The organism is Magnetospirillum sp. 15-1, from assembly GCF_900184795.1.
Lineage (GTDB): Bacteria > Pseudomonadota > Alphaproteobacteria > Rhodospirillales > Magnetospirillaceae > Phaeospirillum.
Genome location: NZ_FXXN01000016.1, coordinates 24,720 through 41,040, shown reverse-complemented (window position 1 = coordinate 41,040; position 16,321 = coordinate 24,720). Strand labels below are relative to the sequence as shown.

Below are 16,321 nucleotides of genomic sequence, written 5' to 3'. Positions count from 1 at the left end.
TCCTCATACGAGGAAGCCGGCGGCATCCCATTCCAAGGAAACCCGATCAGACGCGACGGCGCTTGCGCGGCCGGCACCCGTTGTGCGGGATCGGCGTGACGTCGCGGATCGAAGTGATCTGGAAGCCCACGGCCTGCAGAGCGCGCAGAGCCGATTCGCGGCCAGCACCCGGACCCTTCACCTCGACCTCCAGGGTGCGCATGCCGTGCTCGGACGCCTTGCGGCCCGCGTCTTCGGCAGCCACCTGGGCGGCATACGGGGTCGACTTGCGCGAGCCCTTGAAGCCCTGCATGCCGGCCGACGACCAGGAGATGGTATTGCCCTGGGCATCGGTGATGGTGATCATGGTGTTGTTGAACGTGGCATTCACATGCGCCACGCCCGAGGTGATGTTCTTGCGCTCGCGGCGACGGGGACGCGCGGCAGCAGCGGGCTTAGCCATCGGAGGTGTTCCTTACTTGGTAACTTTCTTCTTGCCGGCAATCGGCTTGGCCGGACCCTTGCGGGTACGGGCATTCGTGTGGGTCCGCTGACCGTGGACCGGCAGGCCACGGCGATGGCGCAGGCCGCGATAGCAGCCCAGATCCATCAGACGCTTGATGTTCATGGCCACCGAACGACGCAGGTCGCCTTCGACCTGGAAGTCGCGATCGATGAGCTCACGAATCTTGAGCACTTCGTCGTCGGTCAGCTGATTGACACGACGCTCGGCGGGGATGCCCAGCGAGGTGGTGATCTCCGCCGCCTTGGCGCGACCGATGCCATGAATGTAGGTCAGCGCGATCAGAACGCGCTTATTCGTCGGAATATTGACGCCAGCGATACGAGCCAAAGCTGGTTACTCCTTCACTAGATAAAAGACCGCGCCACGAGATGACCCGGAGCCGTTAACCAAAAACGCGCCCCTGGCCTCGCCCATGACGGGGGAAACCGAAGGTGCGGGATTATAGGGCGATTCGATCAAGAGTCAACCGTCTCGCCCTATGGAAACACATTACTTCGCCGCGTCCAGAATCCCTTCGAGGGCCTTGGTCACGTCGGCAATGTCCTGGGTGCCGTCAACCAGCTTCAAAGAGCCCTTCTTGTCGTAATAGGGCAGCAGCGGAGCGGTCTGGGCGTGGTAGGCGTCGAGACGCTTGGTCACGGTGTCGACATTGTCGTCCGGACGGCGAGCGAACTCGGTGCCGCCACAAGAATCGCACTTGCCGGCGACCTTGGGCAGCTGAAACTTGTCGTGATAGCCGGCGCCGCACTTGGCGCAGGTATAGCGGCCGGTGATCCGCTCGACGATATAGGCGTCGGGAACACGGATCTCGATGGCGAAATCCAGCTTCTTGCCCTTCTTCGCCATCATGGCGTCCAGAGCCTCGGCCTGCGCCACGGTACGGGGGAAACCGTCGAAGATGGCGCCCTTGGCCACGTCAGGCTGGTCCAGGCGCTCATCGATGATGGCGATGACGATCTCGTCGGACACCAGCTGGCCGGCATCCATCACGGCCTTGGCCTTCTTGCCCACTTCCGAGCCGGAGGCCACGGCGGCGCGCAGCATGTCGCCGGTGGAGAGCTGGACCAGGCCGTACTTGTCCTGAAGACGCTTGGCCTGGGTTCCCTTGCCGCCGCCCGGCGGGCCCAACAAAACGAGATTCATCGGATGTCCCCTCATTCTTGGCAGTTAACGCCGCCCGCGCAGCCGGGACTTCTTGATGAGTCCCTCGTACTGGTGCGCAAGCAGATGCGACTGGACCTGAGCCACGGTATCCATGGTCACCGACACCACGATCAGCAGCGAGGTGCCGCCGAAGTAGAACGGCACCGAGAACTTGCTGATCAGCAGTTCCGGCAGGATGGACAGAGCCGACAGATAGGCCGCGCCCACCACGGTCAACCGGGTCAGAACGTAGTCGAGATAATCGGAGGTGTTCTTGCCCGGACGGATGCCCGGCACGAAGCCGCCATACTTCTTCAGATTCTCGGCGGTATCCACCGGGTTGAAGACCACGGCGGTGTAGAAGAACGAGAAGAAGACGATCAGGCTGAGATACAGCACGATGTAAGCTGGCTGCCCACGGCCCATCAGGGCGGTGAAGGTGGTCAGCCACTCCGGCCCGCCGGCCGCCGCGAACTGGGCGATGGTCACCGGCATCAGCAGGATCGAGCTGGCGAAGATCGGCGGAATCACGCCCGAGGTGTTGACCTTGAGCGGCAGGTGCGAGGACTCGCCGCCGAACATCTTGTTGCCCACCTGGCGCTTCGGATACTGGACGATGATCCGGCGCTGGGCGCGCTCCATGAAGACGATGAAGGCGATGACCGCCACGCTCATGATCAGGATGCCGATGATCACCAGCACGGGAAGCGCGCCGGTGCGGCCCAGCTCCAGGGTGTTGCTGATGGCGGCGGGCAGTTCGGCCACGATGCCGGCCATGATGATCAGCGAGGTGCCCTGGCCGATGCCGCGCGCGGTGATCTGCTCGCCCAGCCACATCAGGAACAAGGTGCCGCCGGTCAGCGTCACGACGGTCGAGAAGCGGAACAGCAGATGGCTATCCATCATTACCGCGCTGCCGCGCGAGCTGGTCATGCCCTCGAGACCGACGGCGATGCCGTAGGCCTGCATCACCGCGATGACCACGGTGAGATAGCGGGTGTACTGGTTGATCTTCTTGCGGCCGGCCTCGCCTTCCTTCTTCACCGCTTCCAGCGACGGGATGACCGTGGTCATCAGCTGGAGGATGATGGAGGCCGAGATGTACGGCATGATGTTCAGCGCGAAGATGGTCATACGGTGCAGCGCACCGCCGGCCAGCATGTCGAACATGCCGAGCATGCCGCCACCCGACTGCTTGAACAGATCGCCGAGCACATGCGGATCGACACCCGGCATGGGGATCCAGGTGCCCAGACGGTAGACGACCAGCGCCCACAGGGTGAACCAGATGCGCTTCTTGAGATCGGTGGCCTTGGCGAGAACGCCAAAGTTCAGATTCGCGGCGAGCTGCTCGGCAGCGGAGGCCATGCCTTACTCCGGGGTTCGGTGGCGGGGGCGGGACGCCCTGTTCCAGGGCATGGCACCGCACCACAAATCCTTGATCCAGCCCTTGACCCGGGTCAACCGACCCGGGTCTGGGATTCGACGCGTGAAGGGTTGAAGGAGCCTTGCGGCCCCCCACCGCTTCAGCCTTCGGCGGAAGCCTTGGGCGCAGCCACGGTTACCGAACCGCCGGCCTTCTCGACGGCGGCGATGGCCGCGGCCGAGGCGCCGGTCACTTCGATGGTGACCTTGGCCTTGATCTCGCCATGACCCAGCAGGCGAACGCCGTCCAGGACCTTGCCGATCAGACCGGCGGCCGCCAGGGCCTCGGCGTTGATGGGCTTCTTGGCATCGATGCGCTTCTCGTCGATCGCCTTCTGCAGGCGGCCGAGATTGATCACGGCGAAGTGCTTGGCGTTCGGGTTGTGGAACCCGCGCTTGGGCAGACGACGGTAGATGGGCATCTGACCGCCTTCGAAGCCGTTGATCGCCACGCCGGTGCGCGAGGTCTGACCCTTCACGCCCTTGCCCGAAGTCTTGCCCTTGCCGGAGCCGATGCCACGGCCGAGGCGCTTCGACTGATAGCGCGCGCCCTCGTTGTCGCGAAGTTCGTTGAGCTTCATTTCTTTTCGTCCTCGTCACGGTCGGCCGGAGCTTTCAAGCTCCGGCCTCCGGATGTTCTATTCTTCCACGCGCACCAGGTGGCGGACCTTGGTGATCATGCCGCGCACCGCCGGAGTATCCTCCAGCTCACGGGTGCGATGCATCTTGCCCAGGCCCAGGCCGATCAGAGTGGCACCCTGGTCGGCCGGACGGCCGATCGGGCTGCCGATCTGAGTGACCTTGACGGTCGACTTGGCGGCGGTCTTCTGCTTGGCGGCCATATTCAATGTCCTCCCGATCAAGCGCCGGCGGCGGCCGCGGCGGCGGCACCGTCGCGACGACCGATGATCTCGCCCACCTTCTTGCCGCGCTTGGCGGCAACATGGCGGGGAGAAGCCAGGTTGATCAGGGCGTCGAAGGTCGCCTTGATCATGTTGTGCGGGTTGGAGGTGCCGAGGCACTTGGCCACGACGTCCTGGACACCCATGGTCTCGAACACGGCGCGCATCGGGCCGCCGGCGATGATGCCGGTACCGGCCGGGGCGGCCCGCAGGATGACGCGGCCGGCACCGAAGTGGCCGAAGGCGTCATGATGCAGGGTGCGACCCTCGCGCAGTGCGATCTTGATCATGTTGCGCTTGGCCTGTTCAGTGGCCTTGCGGATGGCTTCCGGAACCTCGCGGGCCTTGCCCGAGCCGCAGCCGACGCGGCCCTTGGCATCACCCACCACGACCAGAGCGGCGAAGGCGAAGCGACGGCCACCCTTCACCACCTTGGCGACGCGGTTGATGTGAACCAGCTTGTCGACGAATTCAGATTCCTCGCGCTCACGCGGGGTCTGTTCGGCGCCGCCGCGACCACGGTTGGGCCGATCGCCGCGTTCACCGCCGCGGCCGCGCTCGGGACGATCAGAAGAGGGAGTACGTGCCATTGCTCATCATCCTCAGAAAGACAGGCCGCCTTCGCGGGCCGCATCGGCCAGGGCCTTGACCCGGCCGTGGAACATGTAGCCGCCGCGGTCGAACACCACCTCGGTGATGCCGGCCGCCTTGGCCCGCTCGGCGATCAGCTTGCCGACGGCGGCCGCAGCCCCCTTGTCGGCGCCGGTCTTCAAATTGCCCTTCAGCTCCTTGTCGAGCGTCGAGGCGGCGGCCAGGGTGACGCCATTGAGGTCGTCGATCACCTGGACGTAGATATTCTTGCCGGAGCGGAAGACGGACAGACGGATACGACCGTTGCCCTTCTGCTTGATGCTCTGGCGGGCGCGCCGCTTGCGGCGCTCGAAAAGATTCTTCGGCGTCATCATGGCGGAGCCCCTTACTTCTTCTTACCTTCCTTGCGGAGGATAGTCTCGGTTTCATACTTGATACCCTTGCCCTTGTAGGGCTCGGGACCACGGAAAGCGCGGATTTCCGCCGCGATCTGGCCGACCTGACGCTTATCGCGGCCGGAGATCGAGATAGCGGTAGGCTTCTCGCACTTCATAGTGACATCGGCCGGGATCGGATATTCGATGTCGTGCGAATAGCCGAGCTGCAGCTTCAGCGACTTGCCCTCGACCGCGGCGCGGTAACCGACGCCGTTGATCTCGAGATTGACGGTGAAACCCTCGGACACACCCTTGACCATGTTGTTCAGGTGCGCACGGGTGGTTCCCCACATCATGCGGGCATGCTTGGTTTCGTTCTTGGGCTTCACCCAGATCAGGTTGCCGTCGAGGGTGACCTCGATGTTGTCCCTGAGGGTGAGCTTCGACTCACCCAGCTTGCCCTTGACGGTGACTTCGGGTCCGGTGATCTGAACGGTAACGCCCGACGGCACCGAGACGGGATATTTGCCGACTCGCGACATGTTGCGGCCCTCCGTTAGAACACTTCGCAGAGGACTTCGCCGCCGACGTTCTGAGTACGAGCCTCAGAGTCGGACATGACGCCGCGCGGGGTCGAGAGGATGGTGATCCCCAGCCCGTTGGCGACGCGGCGAAGGTCGGCGATCTTGGAATACACGCGGCGGCCGGGAGTGGACACGCGCGAGATTTCCCGGATAACCGGCTGGCCCTCGTGATACTTCAGTTCGATGCTGAGCTGGGCAATGCCCGGACGCAGCTCACTCCGCGAATAACCGCGGATGTAGCCTTCACGCTTCAGCACCTCGAGAACGTTGGCGCGCAGGCTGGACGCCGGCGAAACAACGGTGGACTTGTTGGCCCGCTGCCCGTTGCGAATACGGGTGAGCAGATCGCCGAGAGGATCGGTCATGGACATGGATCGTCCTCCCTTACCAGCTGGACTTGACCATGCCGGGAATCTGGCCCTGCGAGGCGAGCTCGCGAAGCTTATTCCGGCACAGCTTGAACTTGCGATAGTTGCCGCGCGAACGGCCGGTGACTTCGCAGCGCAGACGCACGCGAATCTTGGCCGAGTTGCGGGGCAGCTCCGCCAGCTTCAGGGAGGCTTCGAAGCGCTCCTCCGGGCTGGCTTCACGGTTGTTGGCGATCGCCTTCAACTTGGCGCGGCGGGCGGCGAACTGGGCCGCCATACGCTCACGCTTCTTGTTGCGCTCGACCGAGCTGATCTTAGCCATTGCCTAAATCTCCAATCAGGCCACGAACGGCATGTCGAAGCCCTTGAGGAGAGCCTTGGCCTCCTCGTTGGACTTGGCCGTGGTGACGAAGATGATGTCCATGCCCCGAATGGTCTCGACCTTGTCGTAGTCGATTTCGGGGAAGACGATCTGCTCTTTCAGGCCCAGCGAGTAATTGCCGCGGCCATCGAAGCTCTTGCCCGGAACGCCGCGGAAGTCGCGAACGCGCGGCAAGGCGATGTTGATCAGGCGGTCGAGGAATTCGTACATCCGTTCGGCCCGCAGGGTGACCTTGCAGCCCACGACCTGACCTTCGCGCAGCTTGAACTGGGCGATGGACATCTTGGCCTTGGTGCTGACCGGCTTCTGGCCGGAGATCAGGGTCATTTCGGCGAGGGCCGACTCGATCTTCTTGGAATCCTGGGCGGCTTCACCGACGCCCATGTTGATCACGATCTTCTCGAGCTTCGGCACCTGCATGGGGTTCGCGTAGTTGAACTCCTTCTGCAGGGCGGGCTTGACGACCGTATCATAGTGCTTACGCAGACGTGCCATCTGTCTGTTCCTTCGGCTTACCGGTCGATGACTTCGCCGGAACGACGCGCGACGCGCACCTTCCGACCGTCTTCGAGGATCTTGTGACCGATGCGGGTCGCCTTGCCGTCCTTGGGGTCTTCGTGGGCGACGTTGGAGACGTGGATCGACGCCTCCTTCTCCACGATGCCGCCCTGCTGGGTGGCGGACGGACGGGTGTGGCGCTTCACCAGGTTCACGCCCTGGACGATGACGCGCTGCTCGGACGGCATGGCGGCGATGACTTCGCCCTTCTTGCCCTTGTCCTTGCCGGCGAGGACGACGACCCGGTCACCCTTCTTAACGTTCATGGAAGCCATGATTAGAGGACCTCCGGAGCCAGAGAGATGATCTTCATGAACTTCTTACCGCGAAGCTCACGAGTGACGGGCCCAAAAATACGGGTGCCGATCGGTTCGCCCTGCTTGTTGATCAGGACGGCTGCATTGGTGTCGAACCGGATCGCGGAACCGTCGGCGCGACGGATTTCCTTGGCGGTACGAACGATGACGGCGCGATGCACGTCACCCTTCTTCACGCGGCCACGCGGAATCGCCTCCTTGATGGAAACGACGATGACGTCGCCCACCGTGGCGATGGTCCGGTGCGAGCCGCCCAACACCTTGATGCACTGCACCCGGCGGGCACCCGAATTATCGGCGACGTCCAGGTTGGTTTGCATCTGGATCATGATGTCTCTTCCTTATTTCCAGTTCGCGACCGTCAAGCCTGGGGCTCGACGATCACTTCCCAGCACTTGGTCTTCGAGATCGGCGCGCATTCGCGGATGCGGATGGTGTCGCCGGCCTTGAAAACGTTGTTCTCGTCGTGGGCGTGGTACTTCTTGGAACGACGGATGAACTTCTTGTAGATCGGGTGCATCACGCGCCGCTCGACGCTGACCACCACGGTCTTTTCCATCTTGTCGCTCACCACGACGCCCTGAAGAATGCGCTTCGGCATTTGAATGGGCCTCCTTAGGACGCGCTTTTGGCGCGCTCGCCGAGCAGCGTCTTGATGGTCGCGATCTCGCGACGCACGGCACGCACCCGGGCGGTGTTCTCCAACTGGCCGGAGGCCCGCTGGAAGCGAAGATTGAACTGCTCCTTCTTGAGCGCAATGACCTGCTCCTTGAGCTGGTCAACACTCTTCTGGCGCAGATCGGCAGCCTTGGTCGCCATGGCTAGATATCCCCGATCCGAGAAATGAACTTGGTCTTGATCGGCAGCTTGGCAGCGGCCAGGGCAAAACCGTGACGGGCGATTTCCTCGGCGACGCCATCCACTTCGAAGAGGATACGGCCGGGAGCCACGCGGGCGGTCCAGAACTCGGGCGCGCCCTTACCGGAGCCCATGCGGACTTCGGCAGGCTTGGACGAGACCGGCAGATCCGGGAAAATGCGGATCCACACGCGGCCCTGACGCTTCATGTGACGGGTCAGGGCACGACGGGCGGCCTCGATCTGGCGGGCGGTGATCCGCTCGGGCTCCAGAGCCTTGAGGCCATAGGCGCCGAAATTCAAGGCGGAGCCACCCTTGGTCACTCCCTTGATCCGACCCTTGTGGGCCTTGCGGAATTTAGTGCGCTTGGGCGAAAGCATCTCTCAAACCCTTCTCGATCAACGGCCGGCCGGGGCGGTTTCGCCCGCAGCCCGCTTGTCCTGGGCCATGGGGTCATGAGCGAGGATCTCGCCCTTGAACACCCAAACCTTGACGCCGCAGGTGCCGTAGGTGGTGCGGGCGGTGCCCACGCCATAATCCACATCGGCACGCAGCGTGTGCAGCGGAACGCGGCCTTCGCGGTACCACTCCATGCGGGCGATTTCAGCGCCACCCAGACGGCCGGAGCAGTTGATACGAATGCCCTGGGCGCCCAGACGCATGGCCGACTGCACGGCGCGCTTCATGGCGCGACGGAAGGCGACACGGCGCTCGAGCTGCTGGGCGATGGACTCGGCCACCAGCTGGGCATCCAGTTCCGGCTTGCGGATCTCGACGATGTTGAGGTGAACCTCGCCACCGGTCATCTTCGAGAGTTCCTTGCGCAGCACCTCGATGTCCGCGCCCTTCTTGCCGATCACCACGCCCGGACGGGCGGTATGGATGGTGATGCGGGCCTTCTTGGCCGGACGCTCGATGACCACGCGCGACACACCGGCCTGGGCCAGCTTCTCGCGCAGGTACTTACGGAGCTTCAGGTCTTCATGAAGCAGCTTGGCGTAGGTCTCGTCCGCGAACCACCGGGAGTCCCAGGTGCGGTTGATGCCGACGCGCAGGCCGATCGGATTGACTTTCTGACCCATCTGCTTACTCCCCCGCCGCTTCGGCGCGTTCGCGCACGATGACGGTCAGATTGCTGAACGGCTTCTCGATCCGGCCGACGCGGCCACGGGCACGCGCCTTCCAACGCTTCATCACCATGGCCTTGCCCACGTGGGCTTCGGCGACATAGAGACGGTCAACGTCGAGCTGGTGGTTGTTCTCGGCGTTGGCGATGGCGGACTGCAGCACCGACCGCACGATGACAGCGATGCGCCGCTTCGAGAAGGTCAGGGCGTTCAGCGCCACGTCAGCCTTAAGACCACGGATGCTTTCGGCAACCAGGTTGAGCTTGCGCGGGCTGGTGCGGATGGTGGCCAGGAAAGCCTTGGCCTCGGTCTCCGCCAGGACCCTGTCTGCGGGTTTCTTGCCCATGGCTTACTTCCTCTTCGCCTTCTTGTCGACCGCGTGGCCGTAGAACGTGCGGGTGGGCGAGAACTCACCGAACTTATGTCCGATCATGTTCTCGGTCACCAGCACCGGGATGAACTTCTGGCCGTTGTAGACGCCAAAGGTCAGTCCCACGAACTGCGGCAGGATGGTCGAACGACGCGACCAGATCTTGATGACCTCGTTGCGGCCGCTGGCGCGGGCCTTGTCGGCCTTTCCCAGCATGTAGCCGTCGAGGAAGGGGCCTTTCCAAACGGAACGAGCCATTTTTCAGCCCCTCCTACTGAGTCTGACGGCGGCGCATGATGAGCCGGTCCGTCTTCTTGTTGCTGCGAGTCTTCTTGCCCTTGGTCGGCTTGCCCCACGGAGTGACCGGGTGACGGCCGCCCGAGGTACGGCCTTCGCCGCCGCCGTGCGGGTGATCGATCGGGTTCATGGCGACACCGCGGACGGAGGGGCGACGGCCCATCCACACGGCGCGGCCGGCCTTGCCGAGCGACACGTTCTGCTGGTCCGGGTTGGACACGGCACCGATGGTGGCCATGCACTCACCGCGAACCATGCGCAGCTCGCCCGAGGACAGACGGAGCTGGGCGTAGCCCTGATCCTTGCCCACCAGCTGGACGTAGGTACCGGCCGAACGGGCCAGCTGACCACCCTTGCCCACCTTGAGCTCCACGTTGTGCACGATGGTGCCAACGGGGATGTTCTTCAGCGGCATGGCGTTGCCCGGCTTGATGTCGGCCTTCTCGGAGGCGATCACCTGATCACCGACCGCCAGACGCTGCGGAGCGATGATGTAGGCCTTCTCGCCGTCGGCATAGCTGACCAGGGCGATGAAGGCGGTACGGTTGGGATCGTACTCCAGACGCTCGACCGTGGCGGCAACGTCGAACTTGTTGCGCTTGAAGTCGATGATGCGATACCGGCGCTTGTGCCCGCCGCCACGCCACCGGACGGTAATCCGACCGGTGTTGTTGCGGCCGCCCTTGGAGCGCAGGCCTTCGGTCAGGCCCTTCTCGGGCTTGCCCTTCCAGAGTTCGGAACGATCGACCAGGACCAACTGGCGGCGGCCCGGCGTCGTCGGCTTGAATGTCTTCAGTGCCATGGCGTCAGACTCCCGTGGTCACGTCGATGGAGTGGCCCTCGGCCAGCGTCACGACCGCCTTCTTGACGTCGGAACGCACGCCGGGACGGCCGCGGAAGCGCTTGACCTTGCCCTTGGTGATCAGGGTGTTCACGGCGGTGACCTTCACCCCGAAAATACCCTCGACAGCGGCCTTGATCTCCGGCTTGGTCGCATCCAGCGGCACCTTGAAGGTGACCTGGCGGAACTCGGAGCCCATGGTCGCCTTTTCGGTGATCACGGGGGCGCGGACGACGTCGTACATCCGCTCCTTGCTGATGACGAGCTTGCTCATTTCAGGCGAGCCTCCAGGGCGGCGACCGCATCCTTGGTCAGAACCAAGGTTTCACGGCGCAGGATGTCGTAGACGTTGGCGCCCTGCTGCGGCAGCACATCCACATAGGGGATGTTGCGGCTGGCCAGAGCGAAGTTGCCGTCCACGGCAGCGCCGTCGATGAACAGCACCGAGCTCAGGCCCAGCTTCGCGATGCGAGCGGCCAGGTCCTTGGTCTTGGGCGAGCCGGCCGTGGCATTGTCCACCACGATCAGCTTGCCGTCGGCGGCCTTGGCCGACAGAGCGGTCTTGAGAGCCAGCTTGCGGACCTTCTTGGGCAGGTCGTGGGCGTGGGAGCGCACAACCGGGCCGAAGATGGTGGCGCCGCCACGGAACTGCGCGGAACGCAGCGAGCCCTGACGGGCACGGCCACCGCCCTTTTGGGCGAACGGCTTCTTGGTGGTGCCGGAGATCTCGCTGATCCCCTTGGTCTTGTGATTGCCGGACTGGCGCTTCGCCAGCTGCCAGTTGACGGCACGGAACAGAATGTCCCCACGCACCGGCAGAGCGAAGATCTCGTCGGCCAGTTCGATCTCGCCGACGGTCTGGTTGTCCAGGCTGATTACGTTCGTCTTCATCGCCTTGATCCTTTACTCGGCCGAGGCCGCGGCCTTGACGCCGGCCGGGAACGGCACGCCATCAGGCAGCTTGCGCTTCACCGCGTCGCGGACGAGCACCCAGGACCCCTCGTGACCGGGAACCGAACCCTTAACCAGGATCAGGCCGCGATCGGCGTCGGTGGACACCACGGTGAGGTTCTGAGTAGTCACCTGCTCATCGCCCATGTGACCGGCCATCTTCTTGCCCTTGAACACCTTGCCGGGGTCCTGGCGCTGGCCGGTGGAGCCGTGCGAGCGGTGCGACACCGAAACGCCGTGCGTGGCTTCGAGGCCACGGAAGTTCCAGCGCTTCATACCGCCGGCAAAGCCCTTGCCGATGGTGGTGCCGGTCACGTCGACGTACTGACCGGGGATGAAATGGGCGGCGGAGAGTTCGGTGCCGACATCGAGAACGTTCTCGGCGGTCACGCGGAATTCCACCAGCTTCTTCTTGGGCTCGACCTTGGCCTTGGCGAAGTTGGCGCGAGCAGGCTTGCTCACATTCTTCACCTTGGCGGTACCGGCACCAAGCTGAACGGCAACATAGCCGTCCTTTTCCACAGAGCGGGTCGAGACCACCTGACAGGTGTCGACCTTCAGCACGGTGACGGGCACATGGGTGCCATCCTCGGTGAAGATCCTCGTCATGCCGACCTTCTGGGCGATGAGACCAGAGCGCATTGTTAGGTTCCTTAGAGCTTGATCTCGACGTCGACACCAGCGGCCAGGTCGAGCTTCATCAGCGCGTCCACGGTCTGCGGGGTCGGGTCGACGATATCCAGAAGCCGCTTGTGAGTCCGAATTTCGAACTGCTCGCGCGACTTCTTGTCGATGTGCGGGCTACGGTTCACGGTGAACTTCTCGATCCGGCTGGGAAGCGGGATCGGACCGCGCACCTGCGCCCCGGTCCTCTTGGCGGTGTTGACGATCTCGCGGGTGGACTGATCCAGCACGCGATGATCGAACGCCTTGAGGCGGATGCGGATGTTCTGGCTTTCCATGTTCAAGTCATCCGTCAAATCGGAAAGGCGCCCCGTCGGGGCGCCGATCGGTGAAAACAGTAAATTCAAAGAGCCTCCCGCAGTCAGCCGCTAAGCCTGTGGCAAAGCCGCTCTTACGGAATGAGGCCGAAGCCGAAGGCAGCCTTATACAGAGAGTCGCCTGGGGTGGCAAGGCTGATTCGACTCGTTTGGCGGGGCAGCCCGAGATTCATCTCCGCCCGACGCCGAATGCAGAAAGGGCGCCCGGTTCAGGCCCGGACGCCCCTTCCCAAAACAGACGCCGAAGACTACTCGACGATCTTGGCGACCACGCCGGCGCCGACGGTACGGCCGCCTTCGCGGATGGCGAAGCGCAGGCCCTGGTCCATGGCGATCGGGGCGATCAGGGTCACGTGCATCTTCACGTTATCGCCCGGCATCACCATCTCGGTGCCTTCCGGCAGCTCGACCACACCGGTGACGTCGGTGGTGCGGAAGTAGAACTGCGGACGATAGTTGGTGAAGAACGGAGTATGACGGCCGCCCTCTTCCTTGTTCAGGATGTAGGCCTCGGCCTCGAACTTGGTGTGCGGCGTGATGGAGCCCGGAGCCGCCAGAACCTGGCCGCGCTCCACGTCCTCGCGCTTGGTGCCGCGCAGCAGGGCGCCGATGTTGTCGCCGGCCTCACCCTGATCGAGCAGCTTGCGGAACATTTCAACGCCGGTGCAGGTGGTCTTGACCGTCGCCTTGATGCCGACGATCTCGACTTCCTCGCCCACCTTGACCACGCCACGCTCGACGCGGCCGGTCACCACGGTGCCGCGGCCCGAGATCGAGAACACGTCTTCGATCGGCATCAGGAACGGCTTGTCCTTCGGACGCTCCGGCTGCGGGATGTAGGCGTCGACCTCGGCCATCAGCTTCAGGATGGCCTCGCGGCCGATCTCCGGCTGCTTGTCTTCCAGGGCGCACAGAGCCGAACCGCGCACGATCGGAATGTCGTCGCCGGGGAAGTCATACGAGCTCAGCAGCTCGCGCACTTCCAGCTCGACCAGATCCAGCAGCTCGGGATCGTCGACCATGTCGCACTTGTTCATGAACACCACCAGGGCCGGCACGCCGACCTGACGGGCCAGCAGGATGTGCTCGCGGGTCTGGGGCATGGGGCCGTCGGCCGCCGACACCACCAGGATGGCGCCGTCCATCTGCGCCGCGCCGGTGATCATGTTCTTCACATAGTCGGCGTGGCCGGGGCAGTCCACGTGGGCGTAGTGGCGGTTGGCGGTCTCGTACTCGACGTGGGCGGTCGAGATGGTGATGCCGCGGGCCTTCTCTTCCGGCGCCTTGTCGATCTGGTCGTAGGCGGTGAAGGTCGCGCCGCCGGTCTCGGCCAGCACCTTGGTGATCGCCGCGGTCAGCGAGGTCTTGCCATGGTCAACGTGACCGATGGTCCCGATGTTGCAGTGAGGCTTGTTGCGCTCGAATTTAGCCTTGGCCATTTTTCAACCCGTCCGATCGCGGCACACTGCCGCATGTGTCAAACCATGGTCCCGGTCGATACGGCGGCGGGGAGTGGAGCGGGTGAGGGGAATCGAACCCCCGTCATCAGCTTGGAAGGCTGTTGCTCTACCATTGAGCTACACCCGCCAGTTCGTCCCGCACGGCCGCACCGCCTGGTGCTCGACCTGAAGAAACCGTTCCCCCGTCATCCGGCCCGACCTGGGGCACCCGGCCCAACCGGGACATCCGGCCTGACTGGGGGATAATGGTGGAGGGGGCAGGATTTGAACCTACGTAGACTTTCGTCGGCAGATTTACAGTCTGCTGCCATTAACCGCTCGGCCACCCCTCCACACCGTCATCCGGCTTTTGGCCGGGGCGACGGGAGGGCTGTACTTATGGGAATTTCACGGGGCTTGTCAATCCGAAAAGAGAGGGTTAAATGCCGAGACAACAGGAGAGCCCCATGAAAAAGAGAGATGAGCGTCGCGCCCCCCATCCGAACCGCCGGGAATCCCCCGCCAAGGGCCCGCGAGGCGGCGGCGGTGGCGGCGGCTCGTCCATCTGGCTCTACGGCATTCATGCGGTGAACGCCGCCCTGGCCAATCCCGAGCGGCGGGTCCGCCGGCTGGTGGCCACCGCCGAAGCCGCCAAGGCCCTGCCCCCCACCAAGGTGCCGGTCGAGGCCATGGAACGGGCCGAGATCGACCGGCTTCTGGCTCCCGGATCGGTTCATCAGGGCGTGGCCCTGCTGGTCGAGCCGCTGCCCGCCACCACCATCGAGGACATCATCCGCACCGCCGACATGGCCTCATCCGCCCTGGTGCTGGTGCTGGACCAGGTCACCGACCCCCACAATGTCGGCGCCATCCTGCGCTCGGCGGCGGCGTTCGGCGCCCTGGCGGTGGTGGCCCCCGACCGCCACGCTCCCGACGAGACCGGCACCCTGGCCAAGTCGGCCTCGGGGGCCCTGGAACGCATGCCGCTGGTCCGCGTCACCAACGTGGTCCGCGCCCTGGAAGACCTGAAGAAGGCCGGCTTCTGGACCGCCGGGCTGGCCGCCGACGCCCCCAAGACCCTGGCCGAGATCAAGCTGTCCGGCAAGGTGGTGCTGGTGCTGGGCGCCGAGGGCGAGGGCATGCGCCGCCTGACCCGCGAGCATTGCGACCATCTGGTCCGCCTGCCCATGTGCGGCGAGATGGAAAGCCTCAACGTCTCCAACGCCGCCGCCGTGGCCCTTTACGAAATGCGGCGAGAGGGATGATCGCCACCTGCGCCGAGGAGCCGTTCCGCACGAACGCCGGCTGATCCGATCCCCCCTTGCGGCAAGCCGCATTCGCCTCTAATTTTCCCTCCAGCGCCGGTTTAGCTCAGCTGGTAGAGCACCTGATTTGTAATCAGGGGGTCGCGGGTTCGAGCCCTGCAACCGGCACCAATGATTTCAAGGGGTTGCGGGTCATTCCGTGACCCCTTATTCATTCCTGATTTCCAATAGGCACCACTGTAGGCACCAAATGCGGACCATGGCGAAACGCCCTGTGACCGTGGCATCATGGTGCAATGCGCACCCTCATAATCATCCTGCTATTGATATCCCCCGCCGCGCTTGCCCAACAAGCCGCACCGCCACCCATGCCAGCACCGGGGCAACGCCTCGAACCTTGGACGAACGGACGCTATATCATCCGTGACAGCACCGGGCGGCAGGTGGGCACGGTGGAGCCATATGTGAACGGCTGGATTATCCGCGATACCACAGGGCGCGAAACGGGCCGGGTGCGGCAGTAAGATCCTAGCGACACCGATCCAATGCAGCCTTCCCTTCCGGGCTAAGCTCGACGTATTCGCCATGCGTATATCCCGGCTTCTCGGTATAGATCAGGTAGCCCCTGTCAATTAGCCCCTGGATCGTCTTTTTACCGGCTCCCGGAAAAGCATCAAGCGATTCAGGCGAATCCCAGCAGCAGTGGTTTAATGCCTTAATTTCCCGATTGTTCAGATCACACATGTCGCACCTGTCACCCTTTTTGCGCGCTTGGTTGAGTATGGTACACTGAGTTCTGGTTGATGACAAAAGGGGAAGCGAAATGACTGGCGATCTCAAAAGGGCGCTTGCTACGTACAAGAGCCAGCGCGGCAAGCTTCTAATTGAACTGACGAACGGCAAAAAGATCATTAGCAAGGAAATGCTTCAAGAGATTGCAACGCTCCAAGGGGTGATTGCTGCGATTGAGGCCGAATTAGCGGAATAAATAAAGCGGGCAGCCCCGTAAAGGACTGCCCG

General features: G+C 63.6%; 28 protein-coding genes and 3 tRNA genes. 3 read left to right on the top strand and 28 right to left on the bottom strand.

From position 1 onward, the window contains the following. Positions 1–46 precede the first annotated feature (46 nt). The 28 genes from rpsK to CP958_RS02955 all read right to left on the bottom strand — a co-directional run bounded on the left by rpsK (position 47) and on the right by CP958_RS02955 (position 14,389). The gene (gene rpsK, locus CP958_RS03090; RefSeq protein ID WP_002725469.1) at positions 47–442 is read right to left on the bottom strand and encodes a 30S ribosomal protein S11; all 396 of its coding nucleotides are present in this window, start codon (positions 440–442) and stop codon (positions 47–49) included. A 12-nt stretch (positions 443–454) separates the two neighbouring features. Then, a complete protein-coding gene (rpsM, locus tag CP958_RS03085; protein WP_096700542.1) occupies positions 455–832 on the bottom strand; it encodes a 30S ribosomal protein S13 in 378 nt (125 codons plus the stop codon). Between the two features lie 162 nt (positions 833–994). Further along, on the bottom strand, positions 995–1,648 hold the full coding sequence (locus CP958_RS03080; protein WP_096700541.1) for an adenylate kinase: 654 nt from the start codon (positions 1,646–1,648) through the stop codon (positions 995–997). A gap of 24 nt (positions 1,649–1,672) precedes the next feature. After that, positions 1,673–3,016: a preprotein translocase subunit SecY gene (gene secY / locus CP958_RS03075; protein ID WP_096700540.1), complete on the bottom strand. Its 1,344-nt coding sequence runs from the start codon at positions 3,014–3,016 to the stop codon at positions 1,673–1,675. Between the two features lie 158 nt (positions 3,017–3,174). Continuing rightward, positions 3,175–3,654, bottom strand: a complete 480-nt coding sequence (gene rplO, locus CP958_RS03070; protein ID WP_096700539.1) for a 50S ribosomal protein L15 — start codon at positions 3,652–3,654, stop codon at positions 3,175–3,177. A 57-nt stretch (positions 3,655–3,711) separates the two neighbouring features. Then, positions 3,712–3,915, bottom strand: a complete 204-nt coding sequence (gene rpmD, locus CP958_RS03065; RefSeq protein ID WP_096700538.1) for a 50S ribosomal protein L30 — start codon at positions 3,913–3,915, stop codon at positions 3,712–3,714. A 17-nt stretch (positions 3,916–3,932) separates the two neighbouring features. After that, positions 3,933–4,565: a 30S ribosomal protein S5 gene (gene rpsE, locus CP958_RS03060; RefSeq protein WP_096700537.1), complete on the bottom strand. Its 633-nt coding sequence runs from the start codon at positions 4,563–4,565 to the stop codon at positions 3,933–3,935. 12 nt (positions 4,566–4,577) lie between these two features. After that, a complete protein-coding gene (rplR, locus tag CP958_RS03055; RefSeq protein ID WP_096700536.1) occupies positions 4,578–4,940 on the bottom strand; it encodes a 50S ribosomal protein L18 in 363 nt (120 codons plus the stop codon). Between the two features lie 11 nt (positions 4,941–4,951). Continuing rightward, positions 4,952–5,485 carry a 50S ribosomal protein L6 gene (gene rplF / locus CP958_RS03050; protein WP_096700535.1) on the bottom strand — a complete coding sequence of 178 codons (534 nt, stop codon included), beginning with the start codon at positions 5,483–5,485 and terminating at the stop codon, positions 4,952–4,954. 14 nt (positions 5,486–5,499) lie between these two features. Further along, positions 5,500–5,898 (bottom strand): 30S ribosomal protein S8, encoded by a 399-nt coding sequence (gene rpsH / locus CP958_RS03045; protein ID WP_096700534.1) that lies wholly within the window; start codon positions 5,896–5,898, stop codon positions 5,500–5,502. A 13-nt stretch (positions 5,899–5,911) separates the two neighbouring features. Next, positions 5,912–6,217, bottom strand: coding sequence for a 30S ribosomal protein S14 (rpsN, locus tag CP958_RS03040; RefSeq protein WP_011385491.1), 306 nt, complete (start codon positions 6,215–6,217; stop codon positions 5,912–5,914). A 15-nt stretch (positions 6,218–6,232) separates the two neighbouring features. Beyond that, positions 6,233–6,772, bottom strand: a complete 540-nt coding sequence (rplE, locus tag CP958_RS03035) for a 50S ribosomal protein L5 (protein ID WP_096700533.1) — start codon at positions 6,770–6,772, stop codon at positions 6,233–6,235. Positions 6,773–6,789: 17 nt separating this feature from the next. Then, positions 6,790–7,110, bottom strand: a complete 321-nt coding sequence (gene rplX / locus CP958_RS03030; protein WP_096700532.1) for a 50S ribosomal protein L24 — start codon at positions 7,108–7,110, stop codon at positions 6,790–6,792. A gap of 2 nt (positions 7,111–7,112) precedes the next feature. Next, positions 7,113–7,481, bottom strand: a complete 369-nt coding sequence (gene rplN / locus CP958_RS03025; protein ID WP_002725445.1) for a 50S ribosomal protein L14 — start codon at positions 7,479–7,481, stop codon at positions 7,113–7,115. Between the two features lie 32 nt (positions 7,482–7,513). Next, positions 7,514–7,753 carry a 30S ribosomal protein S17 gene (rpsQ, locus tag CP958_RS03020; protein WP_008615439.1) on the bottom strand — a complete coding sequence of 80 codons (240 nt, stop codon included), beginning with the start codon at positions 7,751–7,753 and terminating at the stop codon, positions 7,514–7,516. A gap of 14 nt (positions 7,754–7,767) precedes the next feature. Next, entirely contained in the window at positions 7,768–7,971 is a 204-nt protein-coding gene (gene rpmC, locus CP958_RS03015; RefSeq protein WP_008615442.1) for a 50S ribosomal protein L29, read from the bottom strand. Positions 7,972–7,973: 2 nt separating this feature from the next. Further along, positions 7,974–8,390: a 50S ribosomal protein L16 gene (gene rplP / locus CP958_RS03010; protein WP_008615450.1), complete on the bottom strand. Its 417-nt coding sequence runs from the start codon at positions 8,388–8,390 to the stop codon at positions 7,974–7,976. Positions 8,391–8,408: 18 nt separating this feature from the next. Further along, positions 8,409–9,092, bottom strand: a complete 684-nt coding sequence (gene rpsC / locus CP958_RS03005) for a 30S ribosomal protein S3 (protein WP_096700531.1) — start codon at positions 9,090–9,092, stop codon at positions 8,409–8,411. Positions 9,093–9,096: 4 nt separating this feature from the next. Continuing rightward, positions 9,097–9,483, bottom strand: coding sequence for a 50S ribosomal protein L22 (rplV, locus tag CP958_RS03000; protein WP_008615452.1), 387 nt, complete (start codon positions 9,481–9,483; stop codon positions 9,097–9,099). 3 nt (positions 9,484–9,486) lie between these two features. Next, positions 9,487–9,765 (bottom strand): 30S ribosomal protein S19, encoded by a 279-nt coding sequence (gene rpsS, locus CP958_RS02995; RefSeq protein ID WP_008615453.1) that lies wholly within the window; start codon positions 9,763–9,765, stop codon positions 9,487–9,489. A 13-nt stretch (positions 9,766–9,778) separates the two neighbouring features. Next, the gene (gene rplB / locus CP958_RS02990; protein ID WP_008615454.1) at positions 9,779–10,606 is read right to left on the bottom strand and encodes a 50S ribosomal protein L2; all 828 of its coding nucleotides are present in this window, start codon (positions 10,604–10,606) and stop codon (positions 9,779–9,781) included. A gap of 4 nt (positions 10,607–10,610) precedes the next feature. Next, positions 10,611–10,919, bottom strand: coding sequence for a 50S ribosomal protein L23 (locus CP958_RS02985; protein ID WP_096700530.1), 309 nt, complete (start codon positions 10,917–10,919; stop codon positions 10,611–10,613). After that, on the bottom strand, positions 10,916–11,536 hold the full coding sequence (gene rplD / locus CP958_RS02980) for a 50S ribosomal protein L4 (protein ID WP_096700529.1): 621 nt from the start codon (positions 11,534–11,536) through the stop codon (positions 10,916–10,918). Before rplD ends, CP958_RS02985 begins: the two co-directional genes overlap by 4 nt. A gap of 12 nt (positions 11,537–11,548) precedes the next feature. Continuing rightward, entirely contained in the window at positions 11,549–12,238 is a 690-nt protein-coding gene (rplC, locus tag CP958_RS02975) for a 50S ribosomal protein L3 (RefSeq protein WP_096700528.1), read from the bottom strand. A gap of 11 nt (positions 12,239–12,249) precedes the next feature. Continuing rightward, on the bottom strand, positions 12,250–12,558 hold the full coding sequence (gene rpsJ / locus CP958_RS02970) for a 30S ribosomal protein S10 (protein WP_002725423.1): 309 nt from the start codon (positions 12,556–12,558) through the stop codon (positions 12,250–12,252). A 287-nt stretch (positions 12,559–12,845) separates the two neighbouring features. Then, positions 12,846–14,036, bottom strand: coding sequence for an elongation factor Tu (gene tuf, locus CP958_RS02965; RefSeq protein ID WP_096700527.1), 1,191 nt, complete (start codon positions 14,034–14,036; stop codon positions 12,846–12,848). A gap of 74 nt (positions 14,037–14,110) precedes the next feature. After that, positions 14,111–14,184, bottom strand: a tRNA-Gly gene (locus CP958_RS02960). 119 nt (positions 14,185–14,303) lie between these two features. After that, a tRNA-Tyr gene (locus CP958_RS02955) sits at positions 14,304–14,389 on the bottom strand. A 114-nt stretch (positions 14,390–14,503) separates the two neighbouring features. Here CP958_RS02955 and rlmB point away from each other — a divergent pair. The 3 genes from rlmB (at position 14,504) to CP958_RS26220 (ending at position 16,289) form a co-directional block, all read left to right on the top strand. Further along, on the top strand, positions 14,504–15,301 hold the full coding sequence (gene rlmB, locus CP958_RS02950) for a 23S rRNA (guanosine(2251)-2'-O)-methyltransferase RlmB (protein ID WP_096700526.1): 798 nt from the start codon (positions 14,504–14,506) through the stop codon (positions 15,299–15,301). Between the two features lie 95 nt (positions 15,302–15,396). After that, positions 15,397–15,472 (top strand) — tRNA-Thr (locus CP958_RS02945). Between the two features lie 652 nt (positions 15,473–16,124). Further along, positions 16,125–16,289: a hypothetical protein gene (locus CP958_RS26220; protein ID WP_170958817.1), complete on the top strand. Its 165-nt coding sequence runs from the start codon at positions 16,125–16,127 to the stop codon at positions 16,287–16,289. Positions 16,290–16,321: the final 32 nt, after the last annotated feature.

Bases quoted from the DNA above. Each gene is read 5' to 3' on its own strand.
- rpsK (WP_002725469.1), bottom strand. From the start codon at position 442: ATGGCTAAGCCCGCTGCTGCCGCGCGTCCCCGTCGCCGCGAGCGCAAG.
- CP958_RS03080 (WP_096700541.1), bottom strand. From the start codon at position 1,648: ATGAATCTCGTTTTGTTGGGCCCGCCGGGCGGCGGCAAGGGAACCCAG.
- secY (WP_096700540.1), bottom strand. From the start codon at position 3,016: ATGGCCTCCGCTGCCGAGCAGCTCGCCGCGAATCTGAACTTTGGCGTT.
- rplO (WP_096700539.1), bottom strand. From the start codon at position 3,654: ATGAAGCTCAACGAACTTCGCGACAACGAGGGCGCGCGCTATCAGTCG.
- rpmD (WP_096700538.1), bottom strand. From the start codon at position 3,915: ATGGCCGCCAAGCAGAAGACCGCCGCCAAGTCGACCGTCAAGGTCACT.
- rpsE (WP_096700537.1), bottom strand. From the start codon at position 4,565: ATGGCACGTACTCCCTCTTCTGATCGTCCCGAGCGCGGCCGCGGCGGT.
- rplR (WP_096700536.1), bottom strand. From the start codon at position 4,940: ATGATGACGCCGAAGAATCTTTTCGAGCGCCGCAAGCGGCGCGCCCGC.
- rplF (WP_096700535.1), bottom strand. From the start codon at position 5,485: ATGTCGCGAGTCGGCAAATATCCCGTCTCGGTGCCGTCGGGCGTTACC.
- rpsH (WP_096700534.1), bottom strand. From the start codon at position 5,898: ATGTCCATGACCGATCCTCTCGGCGATCTGCTCACCCGTATTCGCAAC.
- rpsN (WP_011385491.1), bottom strand. From the start codon at position 6,217: ATGGCTAAGATCAGCTCGGTCGAGCGCAACAAGAAGCGTGAGCGTATG.
- rplE (WP_096700533.1), bottom strand. From the start codon at position 6,772: ATGGCACGTCTGCGTAAGCACTATGATACGGTCGTCAAGCCCGCCCTG.
- rplX (WP_096700532.1), bottom strand. From the start codon at position 7,110: ATGGCTTCCATGAACGTTAAGAAGGGTGACCGGGTCGTCGTCCTCGCC.
- rplN (WP_002725445.1), bottom strand. From the start codon at position 7,481: ATGATCCAGATGCAAACCAACCTGGACGTCGCCGATAATTCGGGTGCC.
- rpsQ (WP_008615439.1), bottom strand. From the start codon at position 7,753: ATGCCGAAGCGCATTCTTCAGGGCGTCGTGGTGAGCGACAAGATGGAA.
- rpmC (WP_008615442.1), bottom strand. From the start codon at position 7,971: ATGGCGACCAAGGCTGCCGATCTGCGCCAGAAGAGTGTTGACCAGCTC.
- rplP (WP_008615450.1), bottom strand. From the start codon at position 8,390: ATGCTTTCGCCCAAGCGCACTAAATTCCGCAAGGCCCACAAGGGTCGG.
- rpsC (WP_096700531.1), bottom strand. From the start codon at position 9,092: ATGGGTCAGAAAGTCAATCCGATCGGCCTGCGCGTCGGCATCAACCGC.
- rplV (WP_008615452.1), bottom strand. From the start codon at position 9,483: ATGGGCAAGAAACCCGCAGACAGGGTCCTGGCGGAGACCGAGGCCAAG.
- rpsS (WP_008615453.1), bottom strand. From the start codon at position 9,765: ATGGCTCGTTCCGTTTGGAAAGGCCCCTTCCTCGACGGCTACATGCTG.
- rplB (WP_008615454.1), bottom strand. From the start codon at position 10,606: ATGGCACTGAAGACATTCAAGCCGACGACGCCGGGCCGCCGCCAGTTG.
- CP958_RS02985 (WP_096700530.1), bottom strand. From the start codon at position 10,919: ATGAGCAAGCTCGTCATCAGCAAGGAGCGGATGTACGACGTCGTCCGC.
- rplD (WP_096700529.1), bottom strand. From the start codon at position 11,536: ATGAAGACGAACGTAATCAGCCTGGACAACCAGACCGTCGGCGAGATC.
- rplC (WP_096700528.1), bottom strand. From the start codon at position 12,238: ATGCGCTCTGGTCTCATCGCCCAGAAGGTCGGCATGACGAGGATCTTC.
- rpsJ (WP_002725423.1), bottom strand. From the start codon at position 12,558: ATGGAAAGCCAGAACATCCGCATCCGCCTCAAGGCGTTCGATCATCGC.
- tuf (WP_096700527.1), bottom strand. From the start codon at position 14,036: ATGGCCAAGGCTAAATTCGAGCGCAACAAGCCTCACTGCAACATCGGG.
- rlmB (WP_096700526.1), top strand. From the start codon at position 14,504: ATGAAAAAGAGAGATGAGCGTCGCGCCCCCCATCCGAACCGCCGGGAA.
- CP958_RS26220 (WP_170958817.1), top strand. From the start codon at position 16,125: ATGACTGGCGATCTCAAAAGGGCGCTTGCTACGTACAAGAGCCAGCGC.